This window comes from Pseudomonas sp. CM25, assembly GCF_013179705.1.
Taxonomy (GTDB): domain Bacteria; phylum Pseudomonadota; class Gammaproteobacteria; order Pseudomonadales; family Pseudomonadaceae; genus Aquipseudomonas.
This window is the reverse complement of the sequence record NZ_JABMCW010000016.1, coordinates 23,303-36,126: the sequence shown is the minus strand read 5'-3', so window position 1 is coordinate 36,126 and position 12,824 is coordinate 23,303. Positions and strand designations below refer to the sequence as shown.

Here is a 12,824-nt window from a genome sequence, read left to right as displayed (position 1 = left end):
GTAGCGGGTCACATCAAGCAGCGGGCGGACGGCCTGGACGATGCCGGTGTACATGGAGTTGCTCCTGGGCACGGATATGGAAAACATCAGGAAGCTATGCCCGTGGAGCTGTAAATGCAAGTTGCCTGTACGGGCATCTTCGCGGGTAAATCCGCTCCCACAGGTATTTCTCACAGGACTTGAAACCTGGGCAGTCCGATTTAGGAGCGGCTTTAGCCGCGAAGAGGCCAGCCCAGGCAGCGAGTACTAGAACTTCACCTGCCACTGCCCAACCACCGCATGGTTGCGGCTGTTGCTGCCCAGTTCACCGCTGTACCCCAGGCCAATGCTCTGCCGCGCACTCAGCCCCAGGTCCAGCCCTGCCTCGACCAGCAAGCTGTCCCGATCAATGGCGCTGCCTTCGACACTGAACGCATCGCCCCCGGCGATGAACGCCTGCCGCGTACGGGTATCGATGCTGCCGTAGGTGTGACGCCAGCCCAGGGTCGCCCGGGGCGTCACGCTCATGCCGTTGTCCAGCTGCGCCAGGTGCGCCAGGTGCGCCAGGCGCACGCCGAAGGTGCTGCTGAGGTTGTCCTGGGTATCGGCGTCCACTGCCAGCGCCGCGTCACCGCCTTGCTCGCGATAGCTGTCGCGGTGGTAGCGCTGGTAGCCAAGGTTGGCGAACGGCTCGGCACCCAGGCGGCCGCTGCCCATGGCATAGCCCAGTTCGACGAAGGCTTGCTGGCTGTCGGCATCGTAGTCACCCTTGAGGCGCTCGTTGAAGCCGACGAACGCCACGTCGCGCTTGCTGTCACCGTCGTGGCTGCTGTACGCGGCGCCCAGGCGCAGCGCCAGCGGGCCGCTTTGGCGCTGGGCGTAGACGCCGGCGTGCCAGCTGCGCACGGTGCCATCCAGGCCGGTGCTGTCCAGGCGGGTACGCGAATAACCACCTAGCAGGCCCAGGCGCCAGTCGCCAGCCAGCGCCCAGTCGATCCCCAGCACAGCGCCGCCGGTGCGTTGTACCAGCGCACTGGCACCATGGCTGCCATCGACCTTGCCGTAGCTGCCCAGTGCCTGCCCCCACACCCGCCCCTGGGCGGTCGGATCGTTCAGATTACGTGCCTCGCGCGGCACGCCGGTGGCAGCCAGGGCAGGGCGGTCGCCGTCGCTCAGGCCCACCAGCAGGCTGCTACTGCTGCCCATCGCGCGCACGGCCCCCAACATGCTGCTGCCGACCTGCGCCGTGCTGGCCAGGGTGGCTGCCGCCAGGTTGGCGGTGTTGCTGGCCGAAAGCTGCTCGATGGCATTGCCAGCCCCGGCCGTGGTGGTGCCGAGCACGGCGTTGTACAGGTTGCTGTTCTGTCCGAGGCTGGCCAGGCTGCGCGCGGCGCCAGCAGCGTTGCCAGACTGTGCGTAGTGCTCGAAAGCCACGTCGTTGCGGCTGTAGTCCAGGCCCACTGCAGTGCTGCTGTAGCTCAGGGTCGGGGTGAGGAAGGCATAGTCGCTGCTGACCTGGGCAAAGGTGCCGTTCACCGCACCGGCAGTCAGTACGGTGTAGTGGCTGTGCCACGGGTATTCACCGGCGCTTGGCTGCACGCGCAGGGTCGCCCCATCGAGGTTGGCCGTGCCACTGACGCTGATTGGCGCGCTGCTGCCATCGGCGTTGACGCCGTACACCAGGCTCGACCCCTGGCCGAAGCTCAGGTCACCCGCGACCGCGGCGACACCCATGCCGGTGTTGGTCAACAGGGTGCCGTCCACTTGCAGCCCACCGACCGAGCCACCACCGGCATAGGTGGCGCCTTGCTCGATCAGCAACTCGCCGAGGATGCTGCCCTGGTTGACCAAGGTGGCGCCGGAGGTCACCACGCCGCCCTGGCTGAAGTCGTCGACGCTGCTCAGGGTCCAGCTGCCACCGCTGACCCTGAGGGTCTCGAAGTTGGCGCTGTTGCCGAAGCTGCCAGTGCCGTTCAGGGTCAGCTCATCGATACCCTCGCCGCCATCGACCAGGCCGTGGAATACGCCGCCGGTCAGCACCGTCAGGCTGTCGTTGCCGGCACCCAGGCTCAACGCCAGGCCGTTGCCGCCGCTAATGGTGCCGCTGTTGGTCACGCTGTCGTCGTACTCGCCGATCAGCTTGATACCAAAACCGCTTTCGCCTTCGATGCGCCCGGCGTTAGCGAGGGTGGTGGCGGCCACCCCGGCACCCTCGGCGCCGTCATCGACGAGGATGCCGTTGTCGACACTGCGAATCACCCCGGTCGCCGTGTTGACGATGCTGCCTCCACCCATGGCAATGCCTTCGCTGCCGTTCGGCCGGCCACCACTGTCGACGCCCTTCGCCCCCAGACCCTGAATGGTGCCGGCGTTGTACACATGGCCGATGTTGTCGATATCGACGCCGTCACCGTCACCATTGATCTTGCCATCGGCGATGGCGCCGGTGATGGTGCCCCAGTTGTACACCGTGCCGCTGCCGTCCGAACCGAAGCCCGAGCCGTTGCGCCCGGTAACGCTGGCGCCTTCGTAGTTGTAGAGGGTGGCATCGGTCTTCAGGTCGACGCCATGGCGGTCGGCGCTGATGGTGCCGTGGTTGTAGACAGTCACACCGGTGGAGTTGCCGATCTTGATGCCGTCCCATTTCTGGTCCTGGCCGTTCTTGTCCTGCGGCGCGGTGTCGGTGTAGATCAGCCCATAGTTGGTCACTGTGGCATTGGAGCCGGTCTTGATCGCATCGTTGCCCACGGCATGAATCATCCCCGTGGTTTCATTCACCAGGGTGGTCGTGAAGGCCGGGTTGTTCAAGGTTTCCAGGTCGATGGCCTGGCCCTCGACGGTGGACGCGATAGTGCCGGCGTTGATAACGCTCAGGCTGCCACCGGCGGTGGGGTTGGTCTGGAAGCGCAGGCCATCGTTGGTGCCCTGGATCAGCGCCCCGGTCCGGTTGGTGATCTGGTAATGGCTGAGATCTTCGCCGTGGTCCTTGGTGTCGATACCGCGGCCATCGGTAGAGCGGATGATGCCGGCGTTGTCGAGGGTCAGCGTGGCACCGCTGGTGTGCTTGGGCAGGACCACGCCGTCGTCATTGCCGGCAACGATGCTGCCGTTGGCGGTTACCTGCAAGGTGTCGGCCTTCTTCAGCTCCAGCGTATCGGTGGTGGCGCTGTCGATCTGGTAGGCCTTGGCCAAGGCAACAGGGGCGAAGGCGGCGCAGGCCAGGGCGACGCACAGGGCCAGGCGGTTGGGCGTGAAATGCATTGGGCGACCATGGGTTGTCGTTCAGGGGCGCCCAATATGGCTTTGCGATATTACGATTTGATTGACAGGAAAGGCGTTTTCATTTCGATCAGACATGACCGCTGCTGTTGACGATGCGCAAGCATAGCGCCTCATACGGGTCCAGGCTGACCATCAATCGCCCGTCCTCGGTCAAGTCTCCCTCGACTGTTTCATTGATCATGTCAACCACCGTCCCCGGCGTGAAACCGGTCAACAGAAGCTCCTCGGCAATCACGTCCTGGCTAAAGTTCAGCGCACTGATCTGGATCCCGCGTCCGGCCGGCAGCTCGTGCACCATCACCAGTAACCCCGGGCTGCTGACCTCGGGTACCAGCACCTGGCGGCTGGTGGCAATGCCATAGGCCTGGCGCACGGCCAGCAGCTTCTTCACCTTGCAGGCAAACGAGTCGCCCTGTTCCAGCTGGCTGTCGAGGCTGCCGTACAGCGCCCGTGCGCGAGGCATGCCGCGCACCGACATTTGCGCCTGCGGGTCAAGCCCGGCCAGGTCATAGGCGCCGCGGTGAATCCAGCGGGTATCGCCATCGGTCATACGCTCGGCAACCGCTTCGGCAGGCAAGGGCAGGGCACCGACCAGGTCCCAGCCGGACAGCGCCACCACGCCTGGCTGCATGGCGTTGTACATGACCAGCAGCAGGTGCACTTTCTGGATCAGCTCGATGTCGGCCGCATCTATCTGTGCCAGGTCGCGGATACCCAGCGCTGCGGCAATCAGGCTGGCGGTGGTGCAGGCAATGCCATTGGTGACGAAGCGCAGGTTGTACGGGGCATGCTCGCCCGACAGCCGCTCGTAGATCTCTTCGCGAATGTGTTCGCGCAGAATGGCGCCGGGCAAGGTCTGGCCTTTGTACAGGTACATGTCGTGGGCATGCAGGGTCCAGAAATGCACCAGTTCCACGGTCAGTTCGTCGTGGTTCTGCAGGGCATGGATCAGCGAGGCCGGGTCGATGCCGAACGCGTGCATTTCCTTCAGCATCAGGCGCAGGAACTCGGTGTCACCGGTCAACAGCGCATGCTGGTAGGCCGGGCGGGTGATGAAGTCGTAGGACAGGTCAGCACCGCCCTTCGACATCTGCGCGATGTCGTCCAGGGTCAGGTTCAGTTCCTGAAAGCTGAAGCCGCCGGCCTTGCGGATCATGCCGCCGATCAGCTGGTTGCCGACGATCGACAGCGGGTGGCTTTCCGACCAGGCAGTGCCGCTGGCACGTGTTTCCACGCCGAGAAAACCGTTGGCATCCAGGCGCAGGCCGCGGGCGCCCAGGCAGTCCAGGGCGTGCAGGGCGTCGCCGATGATCATCTGCTGAGCGGCGAAGGTCGGGTCCAGCCAGTTCAGCGACGGCTGGCCGTCCTTGAAGTAATGCAGGTACACCCAGCGCCGGGTCTTGCCATCGACGCCCACGATTGGCGGTGTGGCGCTCCAGTCGGTTTCCTTGACGCCAGGCTCGAAGAAGATCACCCGTTGCAACTGGCCGACGATGTAATGGCGAGCTTTAAGCTCGTCGCACTGCGCCGGAAGCAGGTTGACCGAGTCGCGGCCGGTAGGCACCTCGGGCAGCAGTGGCCAGTCTTCCTCGCGGATCTCGACCATGTGATACAGCCCTGGATAAGGCCCGTAGGCCATTTCGGCCAGGCGGAAGTCGGCGCCCTTGCCGGTGTGCGAGGGGATCAGGTCGTCGATGGTCACGGCATTGTGCGCGGCGGCCATGCGGCTCATCTGCACCAGCTCCTGCTCGCTGCCATACAGTGGGTCGATGTCGAAGCTGATGCGGTCGAAGTTGCCGTCGATGCTGGGGGTGAGCTCGCGGCCACGGATGCCGCCGGAGCGCTTGATCGGCCCGGTGTGCAGGCCCTGGATGCCAATCTCCGACAGGCGCTTCCACAATGCTTCGTGAGCCAGGGCGCCGAGCACCGAACCGCCCTCGGGCGCGATGATGGCGTCGGGGTAAACCGTCAGCCACACCGAGGCGATCTCGGTCGCACGGCGCGGCTGGGCTTCGGCGTAGGGCTGCTGCCACAGGCGCGACTGGCCCGAATACAGGCTGGCGCGCTCCTGGGAAGCCTTGAGCATGGCGCGGTCTTCGAGCCATTTGACGTATGACGGGTCGGGCTGGGTCATTTCGCGTCCTCTTTGCGTGTCGGCACCGGCTCAGGTTATGACGGCGTGGCGGGCGGATCGTTCTGCGTACTTAACAACTGGTCAATCCGCCCGGCAAACCGCTGCAAGGCCGGCAGGTATTTCGCAGCCGCCTGCTCGATACTCATCGCCTTGGCCACATACACCAGGTTCAAGCACCCCAGCAGTCGATCGCCCGTGTGTAATGGCACCGCAATCGAAGCAATCTTCTCTTCCTGGTTCCAGGCCATGAAGTTCTCCGCATAGCCGCGGTGTCGCACCTTGCGCAGCAGGTTGTCGAGCGCTACCGGGTCACGCGCCAGCCGGTACTCAGGCCCTTCGCGACTGGCCAGCAGGGCAATGATCTGCTCACGCTCGGCGTCTGCGCAAAAGGCCAGGTACGCCAGCCCGGTGGCTGTCTCCAGCAATGGCAGGCGGCGCCCGACCATCGACCGGTGAAAGGACAGTCGACTGAAGCGGTGCGTGGTTTCGCGCACGACCATGGCATCGACGTCCAGGGTGCTGATGTCGGTCGGCCACACCACCTCTTGCAACAACTCGGCAAGCAGCGGCGCCGCCTTGGCGCTGATCCACTGTTCATCGCGAAAGCCTTCGCTCAACTCGCGCACTTTCAGGGCCAGGCGAAAGCTGTCGTCCGACTCGCTGCGCCGCACGTAACCTTCATCCTGCAGGGTTTCCAGCAAACGTCGCACGGTGGTGCGGTGCAGGCCGGTGAGCTCGGCCAGGCGGGTGGGACTAGCGCCGCCGTCCAGGCGATTGAGCGCGTTGAGCAAGGCCAGGCCGCGGCTCAACCCGCGCACTGTCTTGTAATCGGAATCGCGGTCTTTATTCATAAAAGCCTTTAAAAACAATGATGTGCACCAGGTGCACGAGCGGGCGGTTTTTCATTGTAGGGCAAACGGCGCCGTTCCTATACTCGCCACCAACAACTACAAATGCCCTGACAGGGGAAAACACCATGTGCCACGCCTGCCTGCCGTCCTTATCCATTGCCCGCGCTTCATTCACACCAAGCGTAGCGACGCTGCCTTAAGCCCGAACCAGCCAAAACGCCCATTCACTGCCTTGCGCCTGCCTGCGCGAGAACGGTAGCGGCTTGCCTGGGGTTTCCGGGGACGCCGTCGGGCCGTGTCGAGGATTACAACAATGAACACGCTACAAGCAGATCATATTCAGGCCGATTACACCGCTGACGTGGTAGTCATCGGCGCAGGCCCGGTCGGGCTGGCGATTGCCAATTACCTGGGCCAGGCCGGCGTGCAAGTGCTGCAGATCGAGAAGCTCGACCAGTTGATCGATTACCCGCGGGCCATCGGCATCGACGACGAGTCGCTGCGTACCGTGCAGGCCATCGGCCTGGTCGAGCAAGTGCTGCCGCACACCACCCCGTGGCATGCGATGCGCTTCCTGACGCCCAAGGGCCGCTGCTTTGCCGACATCCAGCCGATGACCGACGAGTTCGGCTGGTCGCGGCGCAATGCGTTCATCCAGCCGCAGGTCGATGCCGTGCTGTACCAGGGCCTGGCGCGCTTTGCCAACGTACACACGTTGTTCTCGCGGGATGTGGTCGAGTTCCAGCAGGACGAGCACGGCGTGAGCCTGCGCATGAATGGCCCCGGAGGCCGCCAGGAAAGCGTGCGTGCCCGTTACCTGGTGGCCTGTGATGGCGGCAACAGCCTGATCCGCCGCACGCTGGACATTTCCTTCGAGGGCAAGACCGCCCCTAACCAATGGATCGTTATCGACATCGCCAACGACCCCCTGGGCACGCCAAATGTGTACCTGTGCTGCGATCCGGTGCGCCCATATGTATCGGCGGCGCTGCCCCACGGTGTACGGCGTTTCGAGTTCATGGTGATGCCCGGCGAGACGGAAGCCGAGCTGGGCAAGCCGGAAAACCTGCGCAAGCTGCTGGCCAAGGTGCTGCCTGACCCGGACCGCGTCGAGCTGATCCGCAAGCGCGTATACACCCACAACGCCCGCCTGGCTGGCCAGTTTCGCGCCAGGCGGGTGCTGCTGGCCGGTGATGCGGCGCACATCATGCCGGTGTGGCAGGGCCAGGGTTACAACAGCGGCATGCGCGACGCGAGCAACCTGGGCTGGAAGCTCGCCCTGGTCGCCAAGGGCCTGGCGGGCGAAGCGCTGCTCGATACCTACGAGCAGGAGCGCCGCGACCATGTCAAGGCGATGATCGACCTGTCGGTGCTGGCCGGCCACGTGCTGGCGCCACCGAAGCGCTGGCAGGGCACGCTGCGCGATGGGGTATCGTGGGCGCTGAACTACCTGCCCGCGGTCAAGCGCTACTTCCTCGAAATGCGCTTCAAGCCCATGCCGCAGTATGCCAAAGGTGCGCTGGTGGCAGAGCAGGGCAGCAAGACATCGCCGGTCGGGCGCATGTTCATCCAGCCCAAGGTGCTGACCGAGGCGGGCGAGACCTGCCTGCTGGACGATGTGATCGGCAGCAACTTTGCCTTTATCGCCTGGGGCAACGACCCGCAATGGGGCCTGAGCGCCGAGCAGGTGGCCGCCTGGCGTGCACTGGGCACGTGCTTCATACAGGTTCTGCCGCCGGTGCAGCTCAAGGCTGGCCGTGAAGTGCCGGACGGGGTGGTCCGCGTGGGTGACTGCAGTGGTCGGCTCAAGGACTGGTTCGGTCGCCACCCGGTGTCCATCGCCTTGCTGCGCCCGGACCGTTTCGTCGCTGGCGTGGCCATCCCGCAGACCATTGGCGACGTTAGCGACGCCCTGTTGCGGGCGCTCGACGCCCGGCCTCAGGCCACCGTGCAGGCACCGCTTGCAAGCAAGGTGGCATGAGATGAGCGCGTATCTGCATTGCCTGTCGCATACCCCGCTGGTGGGCTACGTGGACCCGGCACAAGCGGTGCTGGATGAGGTGGACGGGGTGATTGCCGCTGCCCGTGCACGGATCGAAGCATTCGACCCGGAGCTGGTGTTCCTGTTTGCGCCAGACCACTACAACGGTTTTTTCTATGACGTGATGCCGGCGTTCTGCATCGGCATGGCCGCCACTGCCATCGGCGACTTCAACAGTGCCGCCGGCCCGCTGGATGTGCCCCGCGAGGTTGCCGAGGCCTGCGCCAACGCCGTCCTCGAAGCCGGGGTGGACGCTGCGGTGTCGTACCGCATGCAAGTCGACCATGGCTTCGCCCAGCCGCTGGAACTGCTGCTCGGCAGCCTCGCCGCGAGGCCGGTCATTCCGGTGTTCATCAATGGTGTGGCGGTGCCGCTGCCAGGCTTCGCCCGTGCCCGCGCGCTCGGTGAAGCCATCGGTCATTTTGCCCGCAGTACCGGCAAGCGCGTGCTGTTTCTCGGTTCGGGCGGGTTGTCTCACCAGCCACCGGTACCGGAGCTGGCGCGGGTCGATGCACGCATGGCCGAGCGCCTGCTGGGCAGTGGCCGCGAGCTGCCGGCCAGCGAACGCCAGGCCCGCCAGCAGCGGGTAATCAGCGCCGCCGAAGGCTTCGTGCTGGACCAGCACAGCCTGCACCCGCTGAACCCGGGTTGGGACAACCACTTCCTTGACCTGCTGCAACAGCGCCGTTACGCCGAGCTTGACGGCATGGCCAACGCCGAACTGTCGGCACTGGCCGGCAAATCGACCCACGAGGTGAAAACCTGGGTGGCCGCGTTTGCCGCACTCGGTGCCTACGGCACCTACCAGGCCAGCGACCGCTACTACCGGCCGATCCCGGAGTGGATCGCCGGTTTCGCTTCGCTCAGCGCCCATTTCCTGACCTGATCAACAGAGGTACCACCATGACCGGCATTCCCCTCAGCGAAGCCAGCAGCAGCCGCTTCGCCCGTGTCCGCGAAGGCGAGCTCGACCTGCAACTGCACTACAACGACCTGGGCCAAGGCGCCGAAACCGTGGTCATGCTGCACGGCTCTGGCCCAGGTGCCAGCGGCTGGGCCAACTTCAACCGCAACCTCGAACCGCTGCTGGCCGCCGGTTACCGTGTGCTACTGGTGGACTGCCCGGGCTGGAGCAAGAGCGACCCGATCGTCTGCAGCGGTTCGCGCTCCAACCTCAACGCCAGCGCGCTCAAGGGCCTGCTGGATGTGCTGGGCCTGGAGCGCGTGCACATCATTGGTAACTCGATGGGTGGCCACAGCGCCGTGGCCTTTGCCCTCGACCACCCCGAGCGGGTCGGCAAGCTGTTGTTGATGGGCGGCGGTACTGGCGGCGCCAGCCCGTTCGTGCCGATGCCCACCGAGGGCATCAAGCTGCTCAACGGCCTGTACCGCGAACCGACCATCGAAAACCTGAAGAAGATGATGAATGTCTTCGTCTACGACCCCAGCGACCTTACCGAAGAGCTGTTCCAGACCCGCCTGGACAACATGCTCAGCCGCCGCGACCACCTGGACAATTTCGTCGCCAGCCTGGCCGCCAACCCGCGCCAGTTCCCCGACTTCGGCCCGCGCCTGCATGAGATCCGCGCCCGCAGCCTGATCGTCTGGGGCCGCAACGACCGTTTCGTGCCGATGGACGCCGGCCTGCGCCTGCTGGCCGGCATTCCCGACTCGGCCCTGCACGTGTTCAACAACTGTGGCCATTGGGCCCAGTGGGAGCACGCCGACACCTTCAACCGCCTGGTACTGGACTTCCTCCAGCATTGATTTGAGGTACACCCATGACCATCGACACGCCAACCCTCGAACGCCTGGCCGCCGACCTGCGCCGCGCACAGCAGCAGGGTGAAGCCATCGCGCCGCTGCGTGATGCCATCGGCCCGGAAAACGCCGAAGCCGCCTACCGTATCCAGCGCCTGAATGTGGCCCATGCCTTGGCCGAAGGCCGGCGGCTGGTTGGCCGCAAGATCGGCCTGACCAACCCCAAGGTGCAAGCCCAGCTGGGTGTCGACCAGCCCGACTTCGGCAGCCTGTTCGCCGACATGTGCTACGGCGACAACGAATGCGTGCCTTATGCCAGCGTGATGCAGCCAAAGATCGAGGCCGAGATTGCCTTGGTACTGGCGCATGACCTGCCCAGCGCCGAAACCACCTTCGCCGATGTGATCGCCGCTACCGGCTACGTGCTGCCAGCGTTGGAAATCGTCGGCAGCCGCATCCAGGGATGGAACATCCGCTTCGCCGACACCGTCGCCGACAACGCTTCCAGCGGCTGCTTCGTGCTTGGCGGCCCGGCGCGTCAACTGCTGGACCTTGACCTGCGCACTGCGGCCATGCGTATGACGCGCAATGGCGAGCTGGCCTCCAGTGGCAGCGGCGCAGAATGCCTTGGCCACCCGCTCAACGCCGCCGTGTGGCTGGCACGCACCATGGCCCGCCTGGGCGAGCCGCTGCGCGCTGGCGACATTGTCCTTACCGGCGCCCTGGGGCCAATGGTGACGGTGGCCCCAGGCGACCATTTCGAAGCCGAAATCGACGGCCTTGGCCGTGTCGGCGTGACCTTCAGCGGCGAATGACGGAGTACCCCATGAGCCACAAACGCAAAGCCGCCATCATTGGTTCCGGCAATATCGGTACCGACCTGATGATCAAGATCCTGCGCAACGCCCAACATATCGAGATCGCCGCGATGGTCGGCATCGACCCCGCCTCCGACGGCCTGGCGCGGGCTGCCCGGATGGGCGTGGCGACGACCCATGAAGGCGTCGAGGGCCTGACCCGGTTGCCGCTGTTTGGCGAGATCGACTTCGTCTTCGACGCCACCAGTGCGGGTGCCCACGTCAACAACGACGCTTTCCTGCGCCAGCACAAGGCGGACCTGCGGGTCATCGACCTGACCCCGGCGGCTATTGGCCCGTACTGCGTGCCGGTGGTCAACCTGGAGCAGCACCTGCAGGCGCGCAACGTCAACATGGTCACCTGCGGTGGCCAGGCCACCATCCCGATGGTTGCGGCGGTGTCGCGTGTGGCCAAGGTGCACTACGCCGAAATCGTCGCCTCGATCGCGTCGAAGTCCGCCGGGCCTGGCACCCGCGCCAACATTGACGAGTTCACCGAAACCACCAGCAAGGCCATCGAGGTGATCGGCGGCGCGGCCAAGGGCAAGGCGATCATCATCATGAACCCTGCAGAGCCGCCGCTGATGATGCGTGACACCGTATACGTGCTCAGTGAAGCCGCCGACCCGCAACAGGTGGCGGCAAGCATCGAGGAAATGGCCGCCGCCGTGCAGGCCTACGTGCCGGGTTACCGGCTCAAGCAGCAGGTGCAGTTCGAGCAGGTGGAAAACCTGAATATTCCAGGCCATGGCCAATTCAGCGGCTTGAAGACATCGGTGTTCCTCGAAGTCGAAGGCGCTGCCCATTACCTGCCGGCCTATGCCGGCAACCTCGACATCATGACTTCCGCCGCGCTGGCCACTGCCGAGCGCATGGCCCTGGCAATGGGAGCCCTGGCATGAACGGCAAGCAACTCTATATCAGTGACGTGACCCTGCGCGATGGCATGCATGCCATTCGCCACCAGTATTCGCTGGACGACGTGCGCGCCATTGCCCGCGCGCTGGATTTGGCCAAGGTCGACTCGATCGAAGTGGCCCATGGCGATGGCCTGCAGGGTTCCAGCTTCAACTACGGTTTCGGTGCCCACACCGACCTTGAATGGATCGAAGCAGCAGCCGACGCGGTCAACCACGCCAAGATCGCCACGCTGTTGCTGCCAGGGATTGGCACCTTGCATGACTTGAAAAACGCCTACGACGCCGGTGCGCGCATCGTGCGCGTGGCCACCCACTGCACCGAGGCGGATGTTTCGCGCCAGCACATCGAGTATGCCCGTGAACTGGGCATGGACACGGTGGGTTTCCTGATGATGAGCCACATGCAGACGCCTGAAGGCCTGGCCCGGCAGGCCCGTCTGATGGAGAGCTACGGCGCCACCTGCATCTACGTGGTGGACTCGGGCGGGGCGATGAACATGGACGACATCCGCGCGCGATTCCGCGCGGTCAAGGCTGTGCTCGACCCTGCGACCCACACCGGTATCCATGCCCACCACAACCTCAGCCTCGGCGTGGCCAACTCCATCGCCGCGGTGGAAGAGGGCTGCGACCGCATCGACGCCAGCCTGGCCGGCATGGGGGCCGGTGCTGGCAATGCACCGCTGGAGGTGTTCATCGCCGCCGCCGACAAGCTCGGCTGGAATCACGGTACCGACCTGTACGCGCTGATGGATGCCGCCGATGACCTGGTGCGCCCATTGCAGGACCGGCCGGTGCGGGTGGACCGGGAAACCCTGGCCCTGGGCTATGCCGGGGTCTACTCGAGCTTCTTGCGCCACGCCGAAGTGGCCGCTGCCAGGTACGGCATCAAGGCGGTGGATATCCTGGTCGAGCTGGGCAAGCGGCGGATGGTAGGCGGTCAGGAAGACATGATCGTCGATGTAGCGCTGGACCTGCTCAAACGCTGATGCACCTGGC

At 64.9% G+C, this 12,824-nt stretch carries 9 protein-coding genes; 6 read left to right on the top strand and 3 right to left on the bottom strand.

Going from position 1 to position 12,824, the window contains the following annotated elements:
• Positions 1–246: 246 nt before the first annotated feature.
• The 3 genes from HP546_RS03510 to HP546_RS03500 all read right to left on the bottom strand — a co-directional run bounded on the left by HP546_RS03510 (position 247) and on the right by HP546_RS03500 (position 6,246).
• Entirely contained in the window at positions 247–3,240 is a 2,994-nt protein-coding gene (locus HP546_RS03510; RefSeq protein WP_172219673.1) for an autotransporter domain-containing protein, read from the bottom strand.
• An 88-nt stretch (positions 3,241–3,328) separates the two neighbouring features.
• On the bottom strand, positions 3,329–5,395 hold the full coding sequence (gene treS / locus HP546_RS03505; protein ID WP_172219663.1) for a maltose alpha-D-glucosyltransferase: 2,067 nt from the start codon (positions 5,393–5,395) through the stop codon (positions 3,329–3,331).
• A gap of 35 nt (positions 5,396–5,430) precedes the next feature.
• Positions 5,431–6,246, bottom strand: coding sequence for a DNA-binding transcriptional regulator (locus tag HP546_RS03500; protein ID WP_172219661.1), 816 nt, complete (start codon positions 6,244–6,246; stop codon positions 5,431–5,433).
• 313 nt (positions 6,247–6,559) lie between these two features.
• Between HP546_RS03500 and HP546_RS03495 the strand changes: the two genes are divergently transcribed.
• Genes HP546_RS03495 through mhpE form a run of 6 tightly spaced genes read left to right on the top strand, consistent with a single transcriptional unit; the run spans position 6,560 to position 12,814 of the window.
• The gene (locus HP546_RS03495) at positions 6,560–8,227 is read left to right on the top strand and encodes a bifunctional 3-(3-hydroxy-phenyl)propionate/3-hydroxycinnamic acid hydroxylase (protein ID WP_172219659.1); all 1,668 of its coding nucleotides are present in this window, start codon (positions 6,560–6,562) and stop codon (positions 8,225–8,227) included.
• Between the two features lies 1 nt (position 8,228).
• Positions 8,229–9,173, top strand: a complete 945-nt coding sequence (gene mhpB / locus HP546_RS03490) for a 3-carboxyethylcatechol 2,3-dioxygenase (protein WP_172219657.1) — start codon at positions 8,229–8,231, stop codon at positions 9,171–9,173.
• 17 nt (positions 9,174–9,190) lie between these two features.
• Positions 9,191–10,054: an alpha/beta fold hydrolase gene (locus HP546_RS03485; protein WP_172219655.1), complete on the top strand. Its 864-nt coding sequence runs from the start codon at positions 9,191–9,193 to the stop codon at positions 10,052–10,054.
• 14 nt (positions 10,055–10,068) lie between these two features.
• A complete protein-coding gene (gene mhpD, locus HP546_RS03480; protein WP_172219653.1) occupies positions 10,069–10,863 on the top strand; it encodes a 2-keto-4-pentenoate hydratase in 795 nt (264 codons plus the stop codon).
• Between the two features lie 11 nt (positions 10,864–10,874).
• Positions 10,875–11,807: an acetaldehyde dehydrogenase (acetylating) gene (locus HP546_RS03475; protein ID WP_172219651.1), complete on the top strand. Its 933-nt coding sequence runs from the start codon at positions 10,875–10,877 to the stop codon at positions 11,805–11,807.
• On the top strand, positions 11,804–12,814 hold the full coding sequence (gene mhpE / locus HP546_RS03470; protein ID WP_172219649.1) for a 4-hydroxy-2-oxovalerate aldolase: 1,011 nt from the start codon (positions 11,804–11,806) through the stop codon (positions 12,812–12,814). The genes HP546_RS03475 and mhpE overlap by 4 nt, the downstream gene beginning before the upstream one ends.
• The last annotated feature ends 10 nt before the right edge of the window (positions 12,815–12,824 follow it).